At 70.7% G+C, this 24,133-nt stretch carries 20 protein-coding genes; 9 read left to right on the top strand and 11 right to left on the bottom strand.

Going from position 1 to position 24,133, the window contains the following annotated elements; genetic code table 11:
* The first annotated feature begins 92 nt into the window (after nt 1-92).
* Nucleotides 93-728 (top strand): hypothetical protein, encoded by a 636-nt coding sequence (locus tag EIZ44_RS21400; RefSeq protein ID WP_134730728.1) that lies wholly within the window; start codon nt 93-95, stop codon nt 726-728.
* Between the two features lie 10 nt (nt 729-738).
* Here EIZ44_RS21400 and EIZ44_RS21395 read toward each other — a convergent pair whose 3' ends face one another.
* The 3 genes from EIZ44_RS21395 to EIZ44_RS21385 are packed head-to-tail and all read right to left on the bottom strand — an operon-like array spanning nt 739 to nt 2,715.
* Complete coding sequence (locus tag EIZ44_RS21395; protein ID WP_037812714.1) at nt 739-1,902, bottom strand: FAD-dependent oxidoreductase; 1,164 nt, start codon at nt 1,900-1,902, stop codon at nt 739-741.
* 39 nt (nt 1,903-1,941) lie between these two features.
* Nucleotides 1,942-2,274 (bottom strand): antibiotic biosynthesis monooxygenase, encoded by a 333-nt coding sequence (locus tag EIZ44_RS21390; RefSeq protein ID WP_134730726.1) that lies wholly within the window; start codon nt 2,272-2,274, stop codon nt 1,942-1,944.
* A 30-nt stretch (nt 2,275-2,304) separates the two neighbouring features.
* Entirely contained in the window at nt 2,305-2,715 is a 411-nt protein-coding gene (locus EIZ44_RS21385; RefSeq protein ID WP_037812712.1) for a DUF4345 domain-containing protein, read from the bottom strand.
* Between the two features lie 102 nt (nt 2,716-2,817).
* Between EIZ44_RS21385 and EIZ44_RS21380 the strand changes: the two genes are divergently transcribed.
* Together EIZ44_RS21380 and EIZ44_RS21375 are read left to right on the top strand one after the other, a co-directional pair.
* Nucleotides 2,818-3,453 carry a TetR/AcrR family transcriptional regulator gene (locus EIZ44_RS21380; RefSeq protein WP_134730724.1) on the top strand — a complete coding sequence of 212 codons (636 nt, stop codon included), beginning with the start codon at nt 2,818-2,820 and terminating at the stop codon, nt 3,451-3,453.
* Between the two features lie 34 nt (nt 3,454-3,487).
* Entirely contained in the window at nt 3,488-4,309 is an 822-nt protein-coding gene (locus EIZ44_RS21375; RefSeq protein ID WP_240691366.1) for an MBL fold metallo-hydrolase, read from the top strand.
* A 20-nt stretch (nt 4,310-4,329) separates the two neighbouring features.
* Here EIZ44_RS21375 and EIZ44_RS21370 read toward each other — a convergent pair whose 3' ends face one another.
* Together EIZ44_RS21370 and EIZ44_RS21365 are read right to left on the bottom strand one after the other, a co-directional pair.
* Nucleotides 4,330-5,199 (bottom strand): SAM-dependent methyltransferase, encoded by an 870-nt coding sequence (locus EIZ44_RS21370; RefSeq protein WP_134730722.1) that lies wholly within the window; start codon nt 5,197-5,199, stop codon nt 4,330-4,332.
* Between the two features lie 19 nt (nt 5,200-5,218).
* On the bottom strand, nt 5,219-5,839 hold the full coding sequence (locus tag EIZ44_RS21365; RefSeq protein WP_134730720.1) for a TetR/AcrR family transcriptional regulator: 621 nt from the start codon (nt 5,837-5,839) through the stop codon (nt 5,219-5,221).
* A gap of 133 nt (nt 5,840-5,972) precedes the next feature.
* Here EIZ44_RS21365 and EIZ44_RS21360 point away from each other — a divergent pair, with 133 nt between their 5' ends.
* Nucleotides 5,973-6,341: a cupin domain-containing protein gene (locus tag EIZ44_RS21360; RefSeq protein WP_037812704.1), complete on the top strand. Its 369-nt coding sequence runs from the start codon at nt 5,973-5,975 to the stop codon at nt 6,339-6,341.
* Between the two features lie 66 nt (nt 6,342-6,407).
* On the opposite strand, the gene EIZ44_RS21355 is transcribed toward EIZ44_RS21360, so the two are convergent.
* The 4 genes from EIZ44_RS21355 to EIZ44_RS21340 form a co-directional block, all read right to left on the bottom strand.
* Nucleotides 6,408-6,830 (bottom strand): hypothetical protein, encoded by a 423-nt coding sequence (locus tag EIZ44_RS21355; RefSeq protein WP_134730718.1) that lies wholly within the window; start codon nt 6,828-6,830, stop codon nt 6,408-6,410.
* A gap of 71 nt (nt 6,831-6,901) precedes the next feature.
* On the bottom strand, nt 6,902-8,116 hold the full coding sequence (locus tag EIZ44_RS21350) for an LppP/LprE family lipoprotein (protein ID WP_134730716.1): 1,215 nt from the start codon (nt 8,114-8,116) through the stop codon (nt 6,902-6,904).
* Between the two features lie 271 nt (nt 8,117-8,387).
* Nucleotides 8,388-9,350 carry an aldo/keto reductase gene (locus EIZ44_RS21345; RefSeq protein ID WP_134730715.1) on the bottom strand — a complete coding sequence of 321 codons (963 nt, stop codon included), beginning with the start codon at nt 9,348-9,350 and terminating at the stop codon, nt 8,388-8,390.
* A 1-nt stretch (nt 9,351) separates the two neighbouring features.
* Nucleotides 9,352-10,140 (bottom strand): SDR family oxidoreductase, encoded by a 789-nt coding sequence (locus EIZ44_RS21340; protein WP_134730713.1) that lies wholly within the window; start codon nt 10,138-10,140, stop codon nt 9,352-9,354.
* 272 nt (nt 10,141-10,412) lie between these two features.
* Here EIZ44_RS21340 and EIZ44_RS21335 point away from each other — a divergent pair, with 272 nt between their 5' ends.
* The 5 genes from EIZ44_RS21335 to EIZ44_RS21315 are packed head-to-tail and all read left to right on the top strand — an operon-like array spanning nt 10,413 to nt 22,180.
* Nucleotides 10,413-16,181, top strand: a complete 5,769-nt coding sequence (locus EIZ44_RS21335) for a type I polyketide synthase (protein ID WP_134730711.1) — start codon at nt 10,413-10,415, stop codon at nt 16,179-16,181.
* Nucleotides 16,175-20,011 (top strand): beta-ketoacyl synthase N-terminal-like domain-containing protein, encoded by a 3,837-nt coding sequence (locus EIZ44_RS21330; RefSeq protein ID WP_134730709.1) that lies wholly within the window; start codon nt 16,175-16,177, stop codon nt 20,009-20,011. Before EIZ44_RS21335 ends, EIZ44_RS21330 begins: the two co-directional genes overlap by 7 nt.
* On the top strand, nt 20,008-20,298 hold the full coding sequence (locus tag EIZ44_RS21325; protein WP_134666837.1) for a phosphopantetheine-binding protein: 291 nt from the start codon (nt 20,008-20,010) through the stop codon (nt 20,296-20,298). Before EIZ44_RS21330 ends, EIZ44_RS21325 begins: the two co-directional genes overlap by 4 nt.
* On the top strand, nt 20,286-21,062 hold the full coding sequence (locus EIZ44_RS21320) for an alpha/beta fold hydrolase (protein WP_134730707.1): 777 nt from the start codon (nt 20,286-20,288) through the stop codon (nt 21,060-21,062). The genes EIZ44_RS21325 and EIZ44_RS21320 overlap by 13 nt, the downstream gene beginning before the upstream one ends.
* Nucleotides 21,038-22,180 (top strand): glycosyltransferase, encoded by a 1,143-nt coding sequence (locus EIZ44_RS21315; RefSeq protein WP_240691365.1) that lies wholly within the window; start codon nt 21,038-21,040, stop codon nt 22,178-22,180. The genes EIZ44_RS21320 and EIZ44_RS21315 overlap by 25 nt, the downstream gene beginning before the upstream one ends.
* Here the strand turns inward: EIZ44_RS21315 and EIZ44_RS21310 are convergent.
* Nucleotides 22,177-23,010: an ABC transporter permease gene (locus EIZ44_RS21310; RefSeq protein WP_134730703.1), complete on the bottom strand. Its 834-nt coding sequence runs from the start codon at nt 23,008-23,010 to the stop codon at nt 22,177-22,179. The two genes, EIZ44_RS21315 and EIZ44_RS21310, sit on opposite strands and share 4 nt — an antisense overlap.
* Nucleotides 23,007-23,942: an ATP-binding cassette domain-containing protein gene (locus EIZ44_RS21305; RefSeq protein ID WP_134730701.1), complete on the bottom strand. Its 936-nt coding sequence runs from the start codon at nt 23,940-23,942 to the stop codon at nt 23,007-23,009. Before EIZ44_RS21305 ends, EIZ44_RS21310 begins: the two co-directional genes overlap by 4 nt.
* Nucleotides 23,943-24,133: the final 191 nt, after the last annotated feature.

Raw genomic sequence — 24,133 nt, 5'->3', positions numbered from 1 at the left:
TCGCTTGCGCTGCTCATTCGGTCCTGGCTGAGGCGGTTCAGCGCGTGCATGTGCTCTACTGCGTGCACACCCCGTCGAGAGGATCTCGTGCTGTGAAAGCCGAGCGGATGAACGCAGACGACCAGGCCGCGCCCGCCGTCGACCCGGTGTACGACCTGGACTTTCCCGGTCCGCACAAGCAGTGGGTCGCGGCGATCGAAAACTCGCCTACGACGCCGGTGTGGTTCGGACACCGGACCGATGCCGGAGACCGGGCTGCGCTGGTGGGCACCTTGCCGCGCGGAGCGTTCGCGGCGGGTACGGGGCCGTTGGAATGGGGTGCGCCCGGCATGGCGCTCGGGCAGCTACTGAACGTCATCGAACCGACCCCGCCCGGTGCGGATCGCGCCGCTCTTCGCAAGGCTGTTCAGGCGCATCTGGCCGAGCGCGTCGCTGACCTGTCCAGCTGGCCGCGTTCGATGTGGACGGTGGACGGCGTCCGCGTGCAGGCAGCGGTGCTGCACTTCGCGGGCGCTTGGCTGGCGCTCAGTGACGAATTGGACGTTGTCTACTTGGCGACTGTCGGCGTGGGCATTTCTCCGGACGGTCTGGAGTTTCACCAGACGCGCGGCGAGAAATATGGTGCTGATTTCTCGGTTCCGCTGACCATTGGCCAGCTCCACGGGCTGCGTGCGGAGCAGATGCCGCAGCCTTCTCAGCCCCACCCGGATCTGTTGCGCCTCAAGTAACTCGCGGGGGTCAGTGGCCGGTCTTGAGTTCGGACAGCGTCAGTGCCATCTTGCGATGGACCGCGGGCAGCCAGTCCAGCGTGCGCATCGCGGTGTTGCGCATGGCCCGCAGCGCGGGGCTGCCGAGGGTGGCTGCCCGGGTCATTTTGTCGGTGAACGCGACGATTTCCTCGGCGACCGGACGCCGCTCGGCTTCGTAGCCGTCCAGGGTGCTGTCTGGGGCGCCGCCGCGCAGTACCGCGCTCAGTCGGCGGGCCAGGTCCAGTGCGTCTTGGACGCCGGTGTTCATGCCCTGGCCGCCGGCCGGACTGTGGACGTGCGCGGCGTCGCCAGCAAGGAAGACGCGTCCGGCGCGGTAACGGTCGGCGAGGCGGTGGTGCACGCGGAACCGCGAACTCCAGCCCAGATCGGTCACCTCGATCGAACCGGTCCGCGGACCGCGGGTGTCCAGCAACGCCTGTACCTGGGAACGGTCGGGGTGCGGCGGCGCGTCGTCGACCGTCGCCACAATTCGGTGCCGGCCGCCGGGCAGGGGTGCCAGCACGGTGACTCCCTCGGGGGCGAAGTAGAGCCGGACTTCCGCGTCGGTCACGTCGCCGGTCAGGACGACGTCGGCGAGGACGAACGACTGCGGGTAGCTGTCGCCGTGGAACGTAATGCCGGCCTGCTCGCGGACCAGACTGTGCATCCCGTCGGCGCCGATGACGTATCCGGCCCGGATCTGCTCGCCGGTGGTCAGGGTGACGGTGACGCCTGCGGGGTCCTGCGCCAACGCGGTCACCTCGCTGGGCCGGGTCACCTGCCCGCCTGCCTTGTGCAGCCGCTTGAGCAGTACCTGCTCGGTAATGTCCTGCGGCACCAGCAGGGTATAGGGATGAGCGCTGGGCAGTTGGTCGAAATCGATGTGCAGCAGCACGCGATCGTGCTCGCGCACAGTGAATTTCGAGACGCGGATGCCGCGTGCCACGAGTTCCTCGGTGACGCCGATTTCCTCGAGCACCTCAAGCGTGCGGGCGTGCACGACCGCAGCCCGTGAGGTGTTCATCATTTCGGCCTGTTTGTCCACGACCATCGTTTCGACGCCCTGATCGGACAGGGAGGCCGCTGCCGCCATTCCGGCCGGACCGGCTCCGACTACCAAAACCTCGATGCGAGCGGGTTCTTGCGCATTCATCACGATTGTCCTCACCGTTGACCGGGAAACGAGCCGGATTTACCGCGACACGAGCTGGTGAACCAAGTGCGGGCGCGCGAACAGTTCGGTGTTCGTGCCGTCGACGACCCCGGGTGGCGCTTCGCCGAACTCCGCGTCGAGCGCGAGCCGGGTCTGCGGCGAATGGCGCAGGATCATGGCGGCTTCGAGAGCTTCGCGAGATTCGGCTTTGGCTACGCACACGATGGTTTCCCCGTCTGTGGTGAGCCAGCAATCCGCCGACAGAAATCCGGGCGCGCTGCGGAAAACCCGGGCGACGCCTTCCACCCGCCGGAAGAACTCGTCGCGGTAATGCGGATGCGGATAGTGGTAAGCGATGAAACCGGCCAGCATGATGTTTTCCTTAGTTCGCAACGGGAAGCCCTATCGCGTCAACGCCGCGAGGTCCGCGGTCGCCGGGCGTCCGGTGGCTTTCTGCAGCAGGGGCGAATAAATCAGCGGCGTGACGAGTTCGACAACCAGCATCGCGACGTAGAACCAGTGCGGCCAGCCGGAGTAGGCGACGGTCAGCAAGCGCACCAGCCCGCCGGCGAAGAACACCAGCATGAGGAGGTGGATCAGGCCGGCGTGCCGGTCCAGGTCCCGGGCGGCCCACACGCAGGCGATCCCGTAGGCGAGGAACAGCAGCATCGAGAACCGCAGATCGCCGTCGAGGGTGGCGTTCGGGGTGTTCGCCCCGATGATCGTGCTCGGCCCGATCAGGATGTGCGCCAGCGCGATCAGCGCGCACGCGATCCCGAAAACGACGAGATACCACCGTAATACGGCCTTCATGATCGCCTCCCGGTCCCGGATGCGCGCCACTAGTACACACGCGTCTACTAAGCCGCCGAAGCGTAACCGCGCTAGTGGACGCGCGTCAACTAAGGTGGGGCGATGCCGCCTCGCCGCCGTCTCGCTCCGGACCAGCGCCGTGCCGAACTCCTCGACGTCGGCGCGCAGCTGTTCGCCGAACTGCCCTACGAGCAGGTGCAGATGGACCGCGTCGCCGAACGCGCCGGGGTCTCCCGTGCCCTGCTGTACCGGCATTTCCCGAAGAAGAGCGTCCTGTTCGCGGCGATCTACCAGCGCGCCGCCGAGCAGCTGCAGGCCGAGATCCGGATCGAGCCAGACTTGCCGCTGACCGGCCAGATCGCCGCCGGCCTCGACGCGCACATGGACTACTTCGCGGCCAACCGCCACACCGTGCTGGCCGCCAACCGCGATCTCGCCGGCGACCCCGTCGTGCAAGCCATCGTGCTGGGCGACCACCGGGCCATGCACGACGTCATGCTCGCCGCCACCGGCCTCAGCGGCGGACAGCGCGCCACCATGTCCGCGGCGCTCACGTCCTGGCTGATGTTCGTGCACACCCTGTGCCTGGAATGGCTCGAACACGACCGCCTCACCCGCGACCAGGTCCGGACCGTCAGCCTCGGCGCGCTGACGGGAATGATTGCGGCGCTGGAGGATTCGGTAGCTCGCGAGCCAGGTCGGGGGAGCAACCGGCGTGGTTCGTCGATCGGAGGTTGACCTCCACCATGGTCGAGGTTCAAGAATCTCGATCATGACATTGTGGATCTGCGACCGATGCGGCATCGAACAACCCGGCTCCCCGGAACCCCCGCACTGTGTGCTGGACCGCGGCGAGGTCGGCATCGAGGAGCGCGGCGACTTGGGCCCGCATTCGGGGAGTTGGCGCACTCACGAACAGCTTGCCGCCGAACCGCACGTGGTGCGGGAGCGGGACCACGGCCGTGGCGTGCACAGTCTGCGGCGGGAACCGGTGGTGGGGATCGGGCAGTGGTCGTTCGTCGTGCGGACCGCGCGGGGGAACGTGTTGTGGGATCCGCCGACTTCCATCGAGCCGGACACGCTCGCCGCGGTTCGGGCGCTCGGCGAGGTCGCCGCCATCGCGACCAGCCATCCGCACATGTTCGCCGCCCAGGTCAGCTGGAGTCACGCGTTCGGGCGGATTCCGGTGCTGGTGAACGCCGCTGGCCGCGAATGGCTGGGTCGCACCGATCCCGTGCTCGAGTTCTGGACCGAGCACGCCGAGCCGGTGCCGGGGGTCGAGCTGATCCAGGTCGGCGGGCACATGCTGGGCAGTGCCGTGCTGCGCACCCAGGACGGCACGATCCTCTCCGGCGACTCGATCAGCGGCGGTCTGGCGCCGAATTGGGTGTCGTTCCAGCGCAATTTCCCGAAGCACATCCCGCTGTCCGCCGCGGTGGTCCGGCGGATCGTGGACCGGCTCGACGGCTGGTCCTACGACCGGCTGTACACGCTCGGCGGCGACACCATCGACGCGGACGCCAAGGCGGTCGTGCATCGTTCCGCCGACGCGCATATCCGTTGGGTCAGCGGGGAATTCGACCATCTGACCTGACCGGCTTCCGCGGGCGGGGATCAGCCGGTGAACTCGGCCAGCGCCGAGCGTTCTATCTCCGACACCGGCAGGTCCCGTCCGGCGGGCCGCAGGTACCGGGCGGCGAATTCCTCCGGCCCGGCTTGTTCTCGTTCGTGCCAGCCGTATTCGGCGAGGAACGCTTCGACGCGGTCGGGGGCCAGGCCGAAGCGCCAGAGCGGCCGCTTGCGAACGAACTCGGTGTAGGCGGCTTCGGCGCCGTAAAGGCGGGTGCCGTCGAGGAAGTCCTTGCGGACAAAGGTGAACACCAGGCGGCTGCCCGCGGACGCGGTGGCCAGGAAGTCGAACGTGCGGCGGACGCCGTCCTCGGTGAGGTATTGGGTGACTGCCTCCCAGATAAAGAAAGTCCGGCCGGGGAGGTAGCCGTGCCGGGCGAGGGCGTCGGCGAGGTTTTCGGTATTGAAGTCGACCGGCACCTGCGTCAGGTTGGCGGGGACGCGGCCGAGCGCCTTGGTGAGCGCGGCGCGTTTGCGGCCGATGTTGGCGGGCAGATCGACCTCGTAGACCGGAATCTCCGCGAGCGCGGGCAGGCGGCAGGAGCGTGTGTCGAAACCCGCGCCGAGGATGACCACCGCCTCGATCCCGCCCTCGTCGAGAGCCGCGCGGAGGGCGTCGTCGACATAGCGTTTGCGGCACAGCATGCTGGCCCACAGGCCGGGGATCTTCTTCTCGGTCGCGGCGATCAGCGCTCGCCGGATCGGCCGGTATTTCGTCAGCGCGGCGGCGAGCCTCCCGCTGGCGGGCAGGAGGCGGCGGGCCCACGGGTCGTCGATCAGCGGCCGGGCCTCGTGCTGGTCGGCGGCGACGATGACCATCGGCCCGAACGCGGTCCGGTCGGCTCCGGTTGCCATGAGGTGCTCCTCGGTCAGGTCAATGATCGACGCTGGGCTGCTGGTGGAACAGCGCGGAGGTTAGCGCCTCGGTAGCGGCGCGCGCAGCTGATGCCGTGTCGCCGTCGAAGGTGTCGAGCAGGGTTTGCCAGCCGGCGTGGCTGGTCAGGGTGTAGGCCAGCGCGAGGGCGGCCGACGCGGAGACCGCGAGTCTGCCGTCCCGGTGGGCGCGTTCGACGATGCTGTTCAGGAGGGTGCGCCGCCATCGGCGGATCGCGCGGATCTGCTCGTCCAGTTCCGGTGCGTCCTGCTGGGCGAGCAGGACGGTGAGGCGCGGGCCCATCTGCTCGTACCGCGAGTAGTACACCTCGATGATGTGCTGCAGCTGATGTTCGGGCGCGGCGTCGGGCAAGCCGAGATCCTCCACGGCCGCACGGGTTTGCGCGGTGTGGTGGTCGAACGCCGCGGTCAGCAGTTCGTCGCGGCTGGAGAAGTGGTTGTAGAGGGTGCGCAGCGCGACATCGGCCCGCTCGGCGATCTCCTGCATGGTGACCTGCTGCCCGCCCGAGGCGACCAGGGCGTCCAGGGTCGCGTCGAAGATGCGGGTCCGCGCTTCTTCGCTGGCGCGGCGCCGGGTCTGCATTGAATAACGGCGAGGCATGCGTCCAGTCTACTCATTTACATGCACGCATGCGTGCAATAAAATCCTCCGTTGCGGTACCCGCCGCGACGGCGGCCGGGCCGCACGTCCGGCGTCCGCCGGGCGGACCTCGAACCTTCTCGGTGAGGCAGTCATGACCATCGATGCGGCAACCGCCCTGGATCCCACTGTCACCAACCCGGAGCACTACCACGTGGTGTTCGAGAACGAGCGCGTCCGCGTGCTCGAATACACCGACAAGCCCGGCGACCGCACCACCCGCCACGCCCATCCCGACAGCGTGCTGGTGGTGCTCAGTTCGTTCCGCCGCCGGATGTACGCCGCCGACGACAGCACGCACGACCTGGAGCTGACCGCGGGCAAGGTCGGCTGGCTGGCCGCTCAGCAGCACGCCGGGCACAACATCGGCGACACCGACAGTCACGCCCTGTTCATCGAACTCAAAGAAGGGGTCCGGACCGAGACCGGGGTGCTCGGGCCGATCGGTCCCGCGGTGGAGTGAGGCCTGCCGGGGCACACGCTGGACGAGGCTTTCGCATCCGGCTTAACGAAGTGTCAGAAAGGGACCTTATCGATTGCTCCTCGCGATCAAAGCAGAATTGTCGGTGCGGTCGGGGTCGGATCCAGAGGGATAGGATCTGACGACAAAGCTGAGGCATGCGATGAATCCGCTGTCGCCGGTCGAGTGGAGTGTCAAACATCGCACGTGATGGGCGGACTTCTCTTTGATGTCCGCGAACCGCAGTATTTCCGCGGTCTGCGCACGGTCTGCGTAGTCTATGGCCAGGGACTGGTAGAGGGATTTGAGTTTCATCCCGACCACCCCGAAGAAGGCGGCTTCGATCAGGTCGCCGGCTTCGGTGTCGACGGTGCGCAACCGAAGTTCCGAATGGCTGACGGCATAGCGCCACGGGCGAAAAACGCGGTCGAACGTGAGGGGAAGAGCCCCGCTCGGTCCACTGTCTCGGTCAGGGATTGAAAGGGTGGGCAACGGCGACTCCATCTCACGTTCGGCCGCGTAGCTGGGTTGTTGCGGATATAGGTCGGTTCCGGCAGTTCAGGTCAGCGTCGGCTCGGGCTCGCACTCGGGTCGGCGGGCGGTATCGCGTCGAGGGGGACGAGGCGGGTTCCTGTCCAGTGGTAGCGGACTGTCGCCGCGTCGGCGGTGGGACAGCACTGCGGGTCTTCGGCGTTGTACATCTCGTACGAGAGGGCGATGGTGCTGTCGGTGGACCACGCTTCCTGGATGCCGGCGCTGTCCACCGAGGTGTCGGTGCCGAGGTACTTGCCGTCGTGGAAGAAGAAGGCCCGGTTCGCGTAGCCGTCAGCCGACTCGGCGATGGTGGCGAGGACGACCTGCAGGCCGTCGGCCGATTCCCAGGAGGTGGCTGGATAGGGGCGGTAGCCCTTCGCCTGGACGACTGCTTCGGCGTCGGCGAGGGTGTCGCGCGGGGCGGCCGGGGGCGCTGAATCCTTGGTCACGGTGGAAGTCGGGGCGCTGCTTGGCTGCGGGTCGCTGGTGGACGGCACCGGGAGAACGGGTTCCGGCGACGAGGGGGCGGCCAGCGTCGGGGCCGTCGCGCCGTCCGCAGTGCTGCGGGTCGTTCTGTCGATGCCGGTGACGGCGGTCAGTCCCAGCGCGGCGACCACGATGGCGACCGCGCAGGTGATGGCGGAGAAGACGGTGCGGCCGTCGGTGCGCGGTGGCCGGACGGCAGGCTGCGGCACCACCGCGCCGACGAGCATGAAGAGCGCACCGGCGACGCTGACCCAGGGGCCCAGCCCGATGTGCAGGAGGCCGCCAGCGCCGTCGAGACCGCTCAGCAGGCTGAAGAGGAGCAATCCGCCCAGGACACCGGATACGCCGAACAGGACGAAGCCAGTCGCCCGGACCGCGACGCCCTCCCGCAGCACGACGGCCGCGACGATCGCGGCGGCCCCGCAGACCGCCAGAGCCGCGGGAAGAAAGACGAGCGGCACGGTTCGGCTGCTTGCCAGGCGAGCGACGTCGAACAGGCTCGCGTTCCCCACCAGCACGACCTGAAACCACGGCAGGACCGGCGACACCCCGACCAGCACGCCGCCCGCGGCCAGCCCGGTCGCGGCGGCGAACCGCCGGAAAGTGTCGCCCGGCGTGGCCTCGGCAGCCAGCCGGTTGCCGCAGCGCCAGCAGCGCACCGTGCCCGCCGGGACCTGCTGTGCGCAGTACGGGCACGGGAACGCGGCGGGCACCGCGCCCGGCCACGGCGCGGGGCCGCCAGAATGGGAACCGATCATCGCGTGAACTCCTCGTCTGTACCAGGACAGACGGCGGGATCCCGGAGCGTGTTACCGAGCGCTGAAATACTCGTGCTGCTCGAGCGGCACAGGCTGGAGCGGGTTGCGCTGTCCGCGAGACGCCTGTACTCGGCTGTCCATCGGACGTCGCTCAGGCGCAGAACACCTTGTCGATCAACGAGAAGGCGTCATCCGGGCGGCACTCGGCACCAGCGCTGCCGCGCGGCTGCGGCTGGTGGTCCAGCGGTGCCCATTTGCCGCCGACGTCGCGTCAGTTCCCCGGCGGCGGCATCCACACCAGCCGGGGATCGGTCTGCACGAAGCTGCCCAGCAGTTGGTCCACTCGCATCAGCACATCCAGATCGAGCCGGACACCCGCGGCCTTCGCGTTCTCGGTCAGCTGTTCCGGCGTGCTCGCCCCGACCACCGCCGCGGCGACGGTTTCGTGTTGCAGGGTCCAGGCGAGCGCCAGCTGCGCCATGGTCAACCCCGCGTCGTCGGCGACGCCGCGCAGCAGTTCGACTCGGTCGACCAGTTCCGGGTACCGCAGCGGGCGCGCGTACGCCGGTCCGGTCGCGCGCGAGCCCGGCGGGACCGTGCCGTTGCCGTATTTGCCCGTCAGGACGCCTTGTGCCAGCGGGACAGCGGCGAACTGGCCGATGCCGAGCCGGTCGGACACCGGGATCACCTGTGCCTCCGGCACGCGCCACAGCATCGAGTAGTGCGCCTGGTTCGAGATCAGCGGCACGTCGTACCGCGCGGCCGCCTCGGCTGCCTGCGCCAGCTGGTCCGCCGTCCACTCCGCGGTGCCGACGTAGCGCACTTTGCCTTGCCGCACGAGGTCCGACAGGGCCAGGAACGTCTCCGCGACCGGTGTCTTGTAGTCGAATCTCAAGAGCTGGTAGACGTCGATGTAATCGGTGCGCAGCCGACGCAGTGAACCCTCGAGGGACGCGATCACGTGTTTGCGGCTCAGGCCCGCGTCGTTAGGCCCGGGGCCTTCGGGCCAGAACACTCCGGTGCACAGGACCAGATCGTCGCGGCGGGCGCCGGCGAACGCCGTGCCGAAAGCGGCTTCCGCGGCGCCGCCGTCCCAGGCCGCTGCCGTGTGGAACGTCGTGACGCCCGCGTCCAGCGCCGCGGCGACGCAGCCGGGGGCGTGGTGGTTGTACCAGTTGCCGTAGGCGATTTCGCTGACGGCGAGGCCGCTGGTGCCGAGCCTGCGGTATTCCACTTCAGCCTCCTTGGGCGGCCATCTCGGTGATCCACGCGTCCACCGCGCTGGCTTTGCGGGAGAACGTGTCCCGCACCGTTTCGTGCGGCAGGATCAGGAATTCGTCCCGGGAGAGCCCGCGCACGACCGCGTCGGCGACGTCCTCGGGTTCGAGCAGCGGCGCGGCGGCCGCGATCGCCAGCGCGGCCGGGTGGCCCGCGGCGAGGCCCGGCTCCAGCAGCGCGGTGCGCACGCCGAGCGGGCAGAGCGCGCTGATCCGCACCCCGCGCGGCCGGTAGGTGATCGCGAGCCATTCGGCGAGCGCGACGGCCGCGTGCTTGGTGACCGAGTACGGCGCGTCGCCCGGCACGCCGAGCAGGCCGGCGGCCGACGCGGTGAGCAGCAGGCAGCCCTCGCCGCGGGCGAGCATCGAGGGCAGCACCGCCTGCGCCGCGTGCACGTGCTGCATCACGTTGATTTCCCAGGATTTCGCCCACTGTTCGTCCGCGGCGTGCACGCCGGTGCCGAACGCGGCGCCCGCGTTGGCGCAGAACAGGTCCACCGGCCCGAACTCGGCTCGCGCGCCCGCGACCAGCGCTTTCAAGTCCTTTTTGGACGTCACGTCGGTCACCGCCGCGACGGCCCGCCCGCCCGCGTCCCGGATCCCGGCCGCCACGCGTTCGGCGCCGTCCGCGTCGAGGTCGGACACGACCACTCCGCTCGCGCCCTCGGCGGCGAATCTGCGGGCCATGGCGGCGCCGATTCCGTGCGCCGCGCCGGTGAGCACGACTACCCGTCCGATCAGTTCCACCTGTTCTCCACTATTTTCGGCGACAGTGTTACCGGGGTGAGCAAAGTGTATTTCCGGACTGTCATTCGCATGACAAAAGCCCTGCTCAGCGGCTTGATGAGGGGTCGGTCCACGGTTTCGGACATTAGCACGGCGAGGGGGCCGGTGGTACGCTCCGCGGCAATTATTCCCGGCCGGTATTGCGTTTTCCGCAGCCCATGCGTTATTGCTGTAAACGGTTCCGCGGCGATCGTCCGCGCACCACTGCCCATCCCGGTACAGGAGGTCAGCCGATGGTCGAGCTCGTCCCGCCGTCGCACGCTCGACGGCTGCGGTGCCTGGGCGTCGGCGATCCCGACACGGTGGCGGCCGTCGCGCGCGGCGGCGGGCTGGGCGTGCTCGACGGGGCCGACCCGGTCGAGCTGCGCCTGGTCGCGGCCCGGGTTCGCGTGCCCTACGGCGTGCGCACGGACGGACCGCTGCCCGCGGGCGCGGCCTTCGCGATCCGGACGAAAGCGCCGTGGCAGGGCGCGCTCGCCGAGGTGACCGACGCGGCAACCGCCGCCGAAGCGGTCCGCGGCGGTGCGCTGGGGCTCGTCGCCGGGGTCGGCGAGTTGAGCGAGTTCGTTCTGCTGCAACAGCTTCTCGGCAGGTTCGACGTCCCGGTGTGGGGCCGTGCGGCCGGAGAGCGGACGGCAGTGGGCGCGCTCGCGGGCGGCGCGGCGGGGGTGCTCCTGCCGTCCGCGACGGAGGCCAGCGTCCGTCGGGTCATCGGGGCGGAGCTGCCCTCGGCAGCGTTGGGCGATCGGCTGTGCCGCACGCTGGGCACCGCGCTGCCGATCGTGCAGGGCCCGATGACACGCGTCAGCGACCAGCCCGCGTTCGCCGCCGCGGTCGCGGACGCGGCCGGATTTCCGTTCATCGCAGTGGCTACCGCGAACGGCGCGCGCACGGCCGAGTTGTTGCGCGGCACCGCCGAACGGCTCGGCGCCCGGCCGTGGGGCGCGGGCATCCTCGGCTTCGTCCCCGACGACCTGCGCGCCGAGCAGTTCGCCGCGATCCGGGCCGCCCGGCCGCGCTGCGTGCTGATCGCGGGCGGGAAACCGGGGCAGGCCAAGGCGTTGGAAGCCGAGGGCATCGCGACCTTCCTGCACGTTCCCTCGCCGATCCTGCTCCGCCAGTACCTCGACGCCGGGGTGCGCCGGTTCGTGTTCGAGGGAGCCGAATGCGGCGGCCACGTCGGACCGCGGTCGAGCTTCGAGCTGTGGGAAGAGCAGCTGGCTGTCCTGGCGGGGGAGAAGGACGTCGAGGTGCTGTTCGCGGGCGGGATCCACGACGCCCGTTCGGCCGCGATGGTCGCCGCGATGGCCGCGCCGCTTGACGGTGCGGGCGTTCTGCTCGGCACTGCCTACCTCTTCACCAAGGAAGCCGTGCAGCACGGCGCGATCACTCGGCTGTTCCAGGAATGCGTGCTCGCCGCCGACACCACAGTCACCCTCGAAACCGCGCCGGGCCATCGCACGCGCTGCCTGCTCAGCCCGTACACGACGGAGTTCCAGCAGCTCAAGGCAGACCTGACCGACGTGCCCGCGCGGGAGGCCTGGCAACGGCTCGAAGAGCTGAACACCGGACGGTCGCGGATCGCCAGCAAGGGCGTGCGCCGCGACGGAACGCGGCTGAGCGCGCAGACTCAGCTCGCCGACGGGATGTACATGGCCGGGGAGGTCGCCGTGCTGCGCGACCGCCGGACCACAATCGCGGAACTGCACGCCGAAGTCTCCTCGGGACGGACGTTCGCTCGCCCGGTCGAAGAGGCGGAGACGGCGAGCCGCGACATCGCGGTCATCGGCATGGCCGGTACCTTCGCGGGCGCGCCCGATCTCGAAGCGTTCTGGTCGAACATCCTGCGCGGCGAGGATTCGGTCGCCGAGGTGCCGCCCGAGCGCTGGGACCCGGAGGTCTACTTCGGACAGTCGACGTCGAAGTGGGGCGGTTTCCTGCCGCCGCTGCCGGTCGACCCGCTGGACTACGGCATTCCGCCGTCCGCGATGAGCAGCATCGACCCGGCGCAGCTCGTGTCGCTGGAGACCGCGCGCCGCGCGCTGGCCGACGCCGGGTACGAAGACCGGGAGTTCGACCGGGAACGCACGAGCGTCGTGTTCGGTGCCGAGGCCGGCGGCGACCTCGCGAACGCGGGCACGCTGCGCTCGCTGCTCGACGGCTACTTCGAGGACGTCCCGAGCGAACTCCGGGACCAGCTACCCGAACCGACCGAGGACACCTTCCCCGGCACGCTCGCCAACGTCATCTCCGGCCGGATCGCCAACCGGCTCGACCTCGGCGGCGCGAACTACACCGTCGACGCCGCCTGCGGATCCTCGCTGGCCGCACTGGATCTCGCGGTCAAGGAATTGCGGAGCGGAACCAGTTCGCTCGTGCTGTGCGGGGCGGTCGACCTGCACAACGGCATCCACGACTACCTGATGTTCACCGCCGCCGGCGCGTTGTCGCCGACCGGGCGGTGCCGTCCGTTCGACGCGTCCGCCGACGGCATCGCGCTCGGTGAGGGCGTCGCCTGCCTGGTGCTCAAACGGCTCGCCGACGCCGAACGCGACGGTGACCGGATCTACGCCGTGGTCAAGGGCGTGGGCGCGGCGAGCGACGGAAAGGCGCTGGGGCTCACCGCGCCGCGTCCGGAAGGGCAGGCCCGCGCGCTGGAACGGGCCTACCGCGACGCCGGGGTGTCTCCGGCGGACGTCGGGCTGGTGGAGGCGCACGGCACCGGAACGGTCGTCGGCGACGCGACCGAACTGCGCACTTTGACGAGCTTCTTCGCCGAGGCCGGGGCCGCGCCGGGCTCCTGCGCGCTCGGTTCGGTCAAGAGCCAGATCGGCCACACGAAGTGCGCGGCCGGGCTGGCCGGGCTGATCAAGGCCGCGCTCGCGCTGTGGCACGAGGTCGTCCCGCCGACGCTGCACCTGACCAAGCCCACCACGGCCTGGGACCCGGCGGCCAGCCCGTTCACGTTCACCACCTCGGCCCGGCCGTGGGCGGACCCGGCGCGGCTGGCCGGAGTGAGCGCGTTCGGGTTCGGCGGTACCAATTTCCACGCCGTGCTCGGCGCGGGCCCGGTCGCTCCCGACCGGCGGCACGGGCTCCGCGACTGGCCCGCCGGAACCGCGGAGACCCTCGCCGGCATCGTCCCGAGCGCGGCTGACCCCGGCAAAGTCGCGTTCTTGTTCCCCGGCCAGGGCAGCCAGCGCGTCGGCATGCTCGCCGAGCTGTTCGTGCACTTCCCCGAACTGGCCGAAATCCTGCGCCTCGCCCCCGACGTCGCCGCAACCGCTTTCCCGCCGAATGCCTTCGACCCTGATTCCGTTGCGGCGCAAGAGAACGCGCTGACCGACACGCGCGTCGCGCAGCCCGCGCTGGGGCTGGTCGAAACCGCGGTGGCGCGGCTGCTGGACCAAGTCGGCGTCCGGCCGGACTTCCTCGGCGGGCACAGCTACGGCGAACTGGTCGCGCTGTCGGTCGCGGGCGCGTTCGACACCGCGACCCTCGTGCGGCTCAGCCGGGCCCGGGCGAAGGCCATCGCCGACGTCGCCGCACCCGGCACGATGGCCGCGGTAAAGGCGTCGCGCGACGTCCTCACCTCGACCCTGATCGGCCCGGACGTCGTGGTGGCCAACCACAACGCGCCCACGCAGAGTGTCCTGTCCGGGCCGGTGCCTGCGGTGGAACGCGCGATCCGGCGGCTGCGCGAGACCGGTATCGCGGCCAAGCGGATCCCGGTGGCCTGCGCGTTCCACAGCCCGCTGGTCGCCGGAGCTGGCGACGCCTTCGCGGCGGCGCTTGCCGAGGAAGACCTCTCCGCGCCTCGGTTGCCGGTGTGGTCGAACCGGATGGCGCAACCGTACGAAGGCGACGTCTGCGGCGAACTCGCGGTGCAGATCGGCGCACCGGTGCGGTTTCTCGACCAGATCGAATCGATGTACGCGGCGGGTGCGCGGACGTTCGTCGAGGTCGGGCCCGGCCGCGTGCTGACCGCGCTGGTGGGGGAGATCCTCGGAGACCGCCCGCACACCGCGGTCGCGTGCGGACCTGGCCTCAACGGATTCCTGACCGCGTTGTCCCGCCTCGCGCAAGCGGGCGTCGCCGTCCGCACCGAACGGCTGGTCCGGCCGTCGCGCCCCGAACCCGCCGCCACCGCGTGGGCAGTCGACGGCCGGTCCGTCCGCGCACCCGGCGCCGAAACCCCCGCCCTCCCGCCTGCCCGACGGATACGGAGCACCGCGATGACCGAGCCCGCCCCCAGCCGCGACCAAGCGGTCGTCGACTTCCTGCGCACCGCCCGCGAACTCGTCGCGGCGCAGCGCGACGTGATGCTCGGGTACCTGGGCACCGCACCCGCGCCAGCCGCCCCGGCCCTCGTCCCGGCGCTCGCCCCGGTGATCGAGGAGCCGGCGGCCGCACCGGAACCAGCGGCGATCGAGGCAGCGCCCGCCGACGTGCTGACGACCGTGATCGGCGTGATCAGCGAACGCACCGGCTACCCGGCGGAGATGATCGCGGGCGACCTCGACCTCGAGGCGGACCTGTCGATCGACTCGATCAAACGGACCGAGATCGCCGGAACCCTGCTGGGCAAACTGGGCCTGCCCGCCGACGACCGCACCGATCAGCTCAGCCGCGACCGGACCGCGAACGCCCTCACCGCGCACCTGGAGAGCTGGTTGTCGCCCGCTCCGGCGGCGGCCGCGCCGAAGCGGTACCGGCTGGCCAGAGTGCCGTTCCCGCTCGACCCGGATCCCGCGCGGCTGCGCGGAAAGTCCGTGGCGGTGCTGGGCGGCGACGCGTCGGTCCGCGAGGCTTTCGCGTGCGCGGGAGCGAAGATCGTCACCGAGGACGCCAAACTCACCGTGCTGCTCGCCGAAGGCGCCGAGGCACCGGAGCTGTTCACCCGGCTCAAGGCCGTGCATGGAGATGTCCTGATCGCGGCGGAGCCGGGAACTGCCGGGCTTCGCGGCCTGGTCCGCTCGGCCGCGCTGGAACGCGCGGGCGTCACCCGGCTGGTCGAGGTCGGGCAAGACCTCGCGAAGGTGCTGGTCGACGAAGCCTGCAGCGACGGCCCGTCCGTCGTCGGCCATGACCACGACGGCCGCTTCACGATCGAGCCGCAGCCTCAGGAACTCGGGTCGATCGCCTACTCCGGGGCCGGGCCGGGCGGCGGCGAACTCGCCGCGCTGGACCTCGGCCCGGATTCCCTGGTCCTGCTCGTCGGCGGGGCGCGCGGGATCACCGCCCGCGCGGCGGTCGCGTTCGCCGAGTCCGGCTGCCGGATCGAACTCGCCGGACGCACTCCGTGGCCCGGCGAACCCGACGACCTGCCCGCCGACCCCGCCGCGATGCGGGCCGTGCTCGCCGGACGCGGCGGATCGGTGGCCGACATCGAACGCCAGGTGCGGACCGTCCTGGCGCAGCGCGAGATCGGCCGCACCCTTGACGAGATCCGGGCTGTGGGCGGCGACCCCGCGTACCAGTCGCTCGACGTACGCGACGCGAACGCCGTGCACCAACTGGTCAAAGACCTCGTGGCGCGGCACGGCCGGATCGACGGCGTCGTCTTCGCCGCGGGCGTGATCGACGACAAGCTCATGGCGGACAAGGACGAACAGTCGTTCCGCACCGTCTTCGAGACCAAAGTGGACGGTGCGCGCGCGTTGCTCTCGGCGTTGCCGGAGTTCGGGGTTGAACCCGGGTTCGTCGCCTTCTTCGGCAGCATCGCCGCAGTGCTCGGCAACCGCGGCCAGACCGACTATGCCGCGGCGAACGACGCTCTGGAAGCGCTGAGCACGAGCTGGCCCGGCCGCGCAGTCACTGTCCACTGGGGACCGTGGGCCCCCGGCGCTGACCACAGCGGGATGGTTTCGCCGGAGCTGGCCCGCGAGTACGAACGCCGGGAGGTCGCCCTGCTCGACGCCGGAGAAGGCGTCGCGGCTCTGTTGCGCGAACTCGCCTACGGAACTGATCGCGCGGTCCTGTACACGGCGTCGCTATGGTGAGGCAGGAACCGGTCGCGCTCGTCGGGATGGGTGTTTTCCTCCCCGGAGCGTCCACTGTGGACCAGTACTGGCGGAATCTTGTCGAAGGTGCTGACGCCGTCACTGAGATTCCGGAGGATCGTCGCGACCCGGCGTTCCATGGGCAAGACGGCTCCGCGCCGGACCGGACGCACGGCCGCCGCGGCGGATTCGCTCCGGACACGCTCGAATTCGACCCAGCCGCTTACGGCGTGCCGCCGACGTCGCTGGCCGGGATCGAGCCGGACCAGCTGACGGCGCTCGCGGTCGCCGTGGCCGCAGTGGACGACGCTGGCGGTCTCAGCGGGCTCGGCGACCCCGAACGGATCGGCGTCGTGCTCGGCCGCGGCGGCTATCTTTCGCCGGGGCTGCAAGGATTCGACCAGCGGGTCCGCACGGTCCGGCAGATCGCCCGCACGGTCGGCGAACTGGTCCCGTCCGCCAGCCCGGACGTGGTCGACCGGCTGCGCACGGCGTTGCGCGAAACCTTGGGCGAGTTCCGGCCGGAGACCGCCGCCGGGCTGGTGCCCAACCTCGCCGCGGCCCGCGTGGCGAACCGGCTCGACCTCGGCGGCCCGGCCTATACCGTTGACGCCGCGTGCGCGTCGTCGCTGGTCGCGGTCGACCAGGCGATCGGGGAACTGGCCCGGGGCCGCTGCGACGCCGTGTTGGCCGGCGGTGTGCACCAAACGCACGACGACACGCTCTGGTCGCTGTTCACCCAGCTCGGCGCGCTGTCGCCGAGCCAGCGGATCAGCCCGCTCTCGCGCGGTGCCGACGGAATGTTGATCGGCGAGGGCACCGCGATCGTCGTGCTCAAGCGGCTGGCCGACGCCCGGCGCGACGGCGACCGCGTGTACGCCGTGCTGCGGGGCAGCGGCACGTCGAGCGACGGGCGGGGCGCGAGCTTGCTCAGCCCGTCCGTCGCGGGCCAGACCCTCGCGCTGCGCCGGGCGTGGGACGGAATGGACCCGGCGGGAATCGGCCTGCTGGAGGCGCACGGCACGGCCACGCCCGCCGGAGACGCGGCTGAGCTGACCACCGTCGCCGAGGTGTTCGGCACGACCAGCGGTCCGCGCGCGGTGATCGGCTCGGTCAAGTCGATGATCGGGCACACGCTGTCGACAGCCGGGGTCGCTGGGCTGGTCAAGGTGGCGCTCGCGCTGCACCACGAGGTGCTTCCGCCGACGCTGCACTGCGGCGACCCGAACCCGTTGCTCGACAAGACGCGGTTCCGCGTGCTGGCCGAAGCCGAGGCGTGGGGCGCGTTGCCGCGGGTGGCCGCGGTGAGCGCGTTCGGATTCGGTGGCGTGAACGCGCACCTGGTGGTGGAGGCTGGGGATCCGGCGCCGAAACGCAAAGCACGCGTCACCGAGCCGGAACGCGTGCTGCGGCTGGCCGCGAACTCCCCGGCGGAGCTGCTGGACCGCCTCGACCGGCCGGGTGAGCCGGGGGACGGGCGGTGCCGGATCGGGATCGTCGGCCCGGACGAACGCAAACTGGCCATGGCCCGCAAGGTGATCGGCAAGGTCGCGGCCACCGGCCGGGCGTGGCGCAGCGCCGACCTCTGGTGCACCGCCGACCCGCTGCTGCCGCACGGGAAAACCGTGTTCCTGTACCCGGGATTGGAAGCGGACGCCGAACCGCGCCTCGCCGATGTCGCCCGGCACTTCGGACTCGACCGTCCGCACTGGTCGACCGCGAGCGTGCCCGCGCGGGCGGCGAGCGTGTCGGCGGCGGGGCTCGTGCTCGACCAGGCGTTGCGGCGGCTGGCGATCCGCCCGGACGCGCTCGCCGGGCACAGCGCCGGCGAGTGGACCGCGATGCAGGCCGCCGGGATGTACCAGCCGGAGCCGGATCTGCTGGACCGGTACTGGCCGGAAGGATTCGAACTGCCCGCCGCGGACTACCTGGTGGTGGGCTGCCCGGCTGGGCGAGCGGCAGAGCTGCTCACCGAAGATCTCGTTGTCTCCCACGAAAACGCGGCGCAGCAGACGATCGTGTGCGGTCCGCCGGACGCGATAGCGGCGTTCGCCAAGTCGTGCCGCAGCAAGGGAATCGTGGCGCGGACGCTACCGTTCCGGTCCGGCTTCCACACGCCGTTGCTGCGGCCGCACCTGGAGCCGTTCACGCGGCTCGCGGCGGAGCTGGAGCTGCGCGAACCCGCCGTGCCGGTGTGGTCGGCTACGACCGCGCAGCCCTATCCCGCCGAACCGGACGCGATCCGCCGGCTGTACCTGGAGCACCTCGTGCGCCCGGTGCGCTTCCGCGAGCTGACCGAGTCCCTGCACCAGGCCGGATTCCGCGTGTTCGTCCAGGTCGGCGCCGGGCAGCTGGGCTCGTTCGTCGCCGACACACTCGGCGACCGGCGGCACCTGGTCGTCGCCGCCGGATCCGGCACCCGCTCCGGACTCGCTCAGCTCCGCCGGGTCGCGACGGCGTGGTGGACCGAAGGCGGCGCACCCGACTTCGCGGCTGCGGAGCCGCGGCGGATCCGACTGAACACTGGGCGACCGCTGCTGACACTAAGGGAACGGGCGCGTGGGCTGCTTGAGGACCGGAGCCTGCCGGAGCTGCCCGCGGGGACGCCCGAGGCGATCGCCGCGGAGTTCCGCGCGCTGCTCGACCAGACCCGCCAGAGCGCGGCGGACGTCGTCGCGGCTGCGGTCCAGCGTCCGGTCGAGTCCACTGTGGACGTATCGCTCGCCGCGATGCCGTACCTGCGCGACCACCGGTTCTTCCGGCAGCGCGACGACTGGCCCGACGAGACCGACTTCCGCCCGGTGGTGCCCGCGACCACGCTGGTGGACCTCGCCTGCCGGGCCGTCGAACGGACGTGGCCGGGCACGACCGCGGCCACAGTGCGCGACGCGGTGTTCTCGCGGTGGCTGATCGCCGCTCCTGCCCAGCAAGTGCCGCTGTCGCTCAGCCGCCGGGGCGACCAGGTGACTGTCGAGATCGGACCGTACGCACTGCTGACCGTCGAGCTGGGCTCGTACCGGCCACCGCCGCCCCGCGCGCTGATTCCAGCGCCGGAAACCCCGCCGCCGTTGGCCGCGGCCGAAATCTACGCGCGCCGCGAGATGTTCCACGGCCCGGCGTACCAAGGCTTGGCGCGGTTGACCGGTCTCGGCGAACAGCACATCCGGGGCGAGCTGGTGGTGCCGTCCGCTCCCGGCGGGCTGCTCGACAACGTGGGCCAGCTGCTGGGCTGCTGGCTGATGGCGACCCGGTCCGACGATCTGCTCGCCTTCCCCCGCTCGATCGGCCGGATCACCTGGCACGCCGCGGAACCCGGACCGGGCACCCGGGTCGAATGCCTGGTGCGAACGCGGCTGCCCCGGCCGGACGTGCTGGAAATGGACGCCGAACTGGTGCGCGACGGCCAGGTGCTGGCGACCGTCGAGGGCTGGCGAGACGTCCGGTTCCCGTGCGACCGCGCGGCCCATCGCGTCTACGCCTTCCCGCACCAGCACCTGCTTTCGGAGCGCTTGGACGGCGGGCGCGTGTCTGTCACTGACCGCTGGCCGACTGTCGCCGCGCGCGAGATTTACGGCGGTGTCTACCTCGCGGCCGAGGAACGGGCCGAATTCGCCGCGGTGCCACCGCTCGAGCAGCGTGGCTGGCTGCTGACCCGGATCGCGGCGAAGGACGCTGTCCGCTCGGAGTTGGCTGAAGAGATCTACCCGGCCGAGATCCGCGTGCATGCCGACGGCCGGGTGTCCGGTCGGGGTCGGGAGCTGCCTCGTTTCGCTGTTTCCGTCGAGTTGAACGGGGACACCGCCATCGCACAACTCAGGAGCACGACATGACCATCGACCACGCCTCGGCTGTCTTCGACGTCGTCGCGGAACTGCTCGGCGAGCTGGTCGGCGACGCCGACGTGCTCGGCGCCGAGATCACGCCCGACACGACGTTCCACGAAGACCTGCAGCTGGAAAGCATCGACCTGGTGACGTTCGCGAGCATCCTGGCCGAGCACTTCGGCGAGGACGTCAACCTCGCCGAGTACCTGGCGGAGAAGGACCTCGACGACGTCATCGGGCTGACCGTCGGCGACATCGCCCGGTTCGTGGGGGAGCGCACGTGCCCACGATGACGGTGAACGGGCTGCGCACCAACGTGCAGCTCGTCCGCGCGGGCGGCGCCGAGACCGTGGTGTTCCTGCACGGCATGGGCACCGACAGCCTCGCGAGCTTCTACCTGACGCTCGCGCCCCCGGTCGCGGCCGCGGGCATCGACGTGATCAGCTACGACCTGCGCGGCCACGGCAAGACCGAGCGGCCGGTGCACGGGTACACCCTGGCCGATTTCGTCGCCGACCTCGACGACCTGCTGGGCCAGCTCGGCGTCGAGCAGCCGGTGCACCTGGTGGGCAACAGCTTCGGCGGGACGCTCGCCTACAGCTACGCGGTCGCCAACCCGTCGCGGGTCCGCAGCATCGTCTGCATCGAATCGGAGCCCGCGACCGAGGCGTGGGCCGGGAAAATGAGCGAAATCCTCGCGCACACCGTGCGATTCCTCCAGGAGGAGGAGAGTTTCGACTGGATCGAGGCGAACTTCAGCGCGCACCACCGGCGGCTGGCGCGGCTGGCCGCCGAGCGGATCACGTCCACGAAAATGGCCGAGGAGGTCCCGCTCGGGCCGCTGCTCTCCTGGGAACAGGTGGCGGCGATCGGCTGCCCGGTGCTGTCCGTCCTGGGCAGCCACGGCTACCAGGCCGACGACCTCGAAGCGCTCACCTCGATGCTGCCGCGCGGCGAACTGCACGTGTTCGAAGGGCAGGGGCATTCGGTGCTCGTGGAACAGCATCGCGAGGTGCGCAAGCTGGTGCTGGAATGGATCGGACGGCATTCGGCATGAGGTTCCTGCTCGTCGTCCCGCCGCTGGCCGGGCACATCGCACCGCTGCGCGGGGTGGCCGAGGAGCTGTCCGCGCGCGGCCACGAGGTGGCTTGGTGCGGGCCCTCGCCGGGAGTGTCCGGACTGGTCGCCGGGCAGGTGTTCGCGGCGGGCGACTCCCGGCCGTTTTCGGTGGCGCTGCGGCCTCCGGAGCTGCGCGGATTCGCCGCGTTGAAGTACCTCTGGGAGTCCTATCTGGTCCCGCTCGCGGACGCGATGGTTCCGGGCGTCCAGCTCGCCGTCGACGCTTTCCGCCCCGACGTCGTCGTGGCCGACCAGCAGGCGCTGGCGGGCCCGCTGGTCGCCGCCCGCCGCGGGCTGCCGTGGGCGACGTCGGCCTCGACGTCCACCGAACTGGCCGATCCGCTTGCCTCGATGCCGAGGATCGCGTCGTGGGTGGCCGGGCTCCAGACGGGTTTGTGCGCACGGCACGGAGCCCGCGTCGCCGACCTGCGGTTCTCCCCGCACCTGGTGCTGGCGTTCACGACGCGCGCCCTGGCCGGGCGGCCACGGGTTTCCGCACCGGTCTGTTACGTCGGCCCGGTGCTTCCCGCTTCCCCCAACGGGTTCGCGCGGTCCTTTGTGGACACTCGACCGCTCGTGGTCGTGACTCTCGGAACGTCGAATGCTTCGGCGGGAGAGCGGTTCCTCGCCGAGAGCGTCGCCGCGCTGGCCGGAATGCCGCACGTCCAAGGGCTGGTCGTCGATCCGACCGGCACGCTGGAGAGCGAGGAAGTCACGCTGGCGTGGCGGATCCCGCAGGTCGAGGTCTTCGCGCAGGCGTCGGTGGTGGTCTGCCACGGCGGACACAACACGGTGTGCGAAGCACTGGCGGCCGGGTTGCCGCTGGTGCTCGCTCCGATCCGTGATGACCAGTCGATGCTGGCTCAGCAGGTGGTCGCGGCGCAGGCGGGGGTTCGGTTGCGTTTCGATCGTGCGCGGGCTGCCGACATCCGCGCGGCGGTGGAATCGGCCGAGGAGTATCGCGCGGGTGCGGCGCGGATCGGCGCGTCGTTCGCCGCGGCTGGGGGCGCGCCGGAGGCTGCGTCTCGGCTGGAGGCATTGGTGCAGGCGCGTTAGCTTCGGTCGCGAAACGTCCGCGCAGCCAACGTGCTCCCCACCACCGCAGCCACCGCCGCGATCGCCAGTGCCGCCGCGACCGACCAGCCGACCGGGCGGGCCAAGGCCAGCGCTCGGGTCGCGTCGATCGCGTACGTCAGCGGGTTGACCGCCGACACCGCGCGGACCCACTGCGGCATCGAGTCCAGTGGCATGTACGCGCTGGAGGAGAACATCAGCGGGAACATCACCACGAACGACGCGGCCTGAAGCGTCTCGGCCTTGCGCAGCCACGTCGTGATCGCGACGAACACCCAGCTCAGGCACCAGCCCACGACCAGCGTCAGCACCAGGGCCAGGCTGAGCCCGAGCACCCCGCCGGCCGGGCGGAAGCCGAGGAACAGCACGCTCGCGGCCGAGGTCACGACCAGTTGCACGCACAGCCGCGCGGAATCGGCGAGGGTGCGGGCCACCAGCACCGAGAACGGCGAGATCGGCAGGCAGCGCAGCCGCGCGGTGAACCCGCTGTAGATCTCCGCGAGCAGACCCGCGCCCGAACTCATCGCGGTCGTCATCGAGATGTTGACCAGCGTCGCGGGCACCAGGAAGTTCACGTATCCCTGATAGGCGGCGACACTCGGCAGCGCGCCGACGCCGCTGAACACCTGGCTGAAGAGCAGCAGCAGAACGACTGGTTGCAGCAAGCCGAAGAACACCAGCCGCCAGTCGCCGAACGCGGTGCGCAGCGAGCGGGCGGCGAGTACGCGGACTTGGGTCCAGAAGGTGGTTTCGGGCCACCTCGGCGGATCGGCGAGGACCGCGGCCGGTGCGCGGTGGCGGGATTGCGTCACGAGTTCGCGGCTGTCGTGTGCAGGGACAGGTACACGTCGTCGAGCGTCGGCTCGGTCACCGTCAGGTCCCGCAGCGGAGCTTCGGCCGCGTCGAGTGCGCGCACCAGCATCGTGATGTCTCCGGGGCCGCGCAGCGGAACGGTCAGCGTCAGCCCGGCGCGGCCCGCTGAAAGACCGAGCCGGGACACCGCGTCCACCGCGCGGCGCACGGTGAGTTCGCTGCCCAGGGTCAGCGTCGCGGTGCGGCTGCCGAGCCGCGCTTTGAGCTGCGCGGGCGTGCCGGAGACGGTGATGCGCCCGAGCCCGAGCACGACGACGTGGTCGGCCAGCCGGTCCGCCTCTTCGAGATACTGGGTGGTCAGCACGATCGTGGTGCCGCGCGCGGCCAGTTCCTCGACGACGTTCCACAACGCGGACCGGCTCACCGGGTCGAGTCCGGTGGTCGGCTCGTCGAGGAACAGCACTTCCGGCGCGCCCACCAGCCCGGCGGCCAGGTCGAGCCGCCGCCGCATGCCGCCGGAGTAGGTCCCGGCGGGCCGGTCCGCCGCGTCCTCGAGCCCGAACGACGTGATCAGTTCGGCGGCGCGTGCCCGCGCCTGCGCCGGTTTCGCACCCAGCAGCCGCGCGATCAGCCGCAGATTCCCGCGTCCGGACAACGCGTCGTCGACCGCGGCGAACTGCCCGGTGACCCCGATCCGCCGCCGGATCGCGCGCCCGCGCCGGACGACGTCGTGCCCGCACACCCGGGCGGTGCCGGAACTCGGCCGGATCCGCGTGCTGAGAATGTCGATCAGCGTGGTTTTCCCGGCTCCGTTGTGCCCGAGGACCGCGAGCACCGTCCCGGGGGCGACGGCGAGGCTGATCCCCGCGAGCGCGGTGACTTCGCGGTACTTCTTGACGAGGTCTGTCACGGCGATGACCGGCGGGCGCATGGCCGCTCCTTCCCTTTCCCGGAAAAGGTAACGAGCCGCCGACCGGAAAAGCAAGAATCCGGTCGCCCGCTGTCCTCGGCGTAACAGTTTTCCGTGCGGCGAATAGCACGTGCGTGACAAGTCATGAGCCAGGTGACCCTTTTCCGCCAGGGCATTCCGGCGGGCATGACAAAGAAATGTCCGGGAGGTGG

The organism is Amycolatopsis nivea, from assembly GCF_004522235.1.
GTDB classification, from domain to species: domain Bacteria; phylum Actinomycetota; class Actinomycetes; order Mycobacteriales; family Pseudonocardiaceae; genus Amycolatopsis; species Amycolatopsis nivea.
This window is presented reverse-complemented; position numbering and strand designations above follow the sequence as displayed.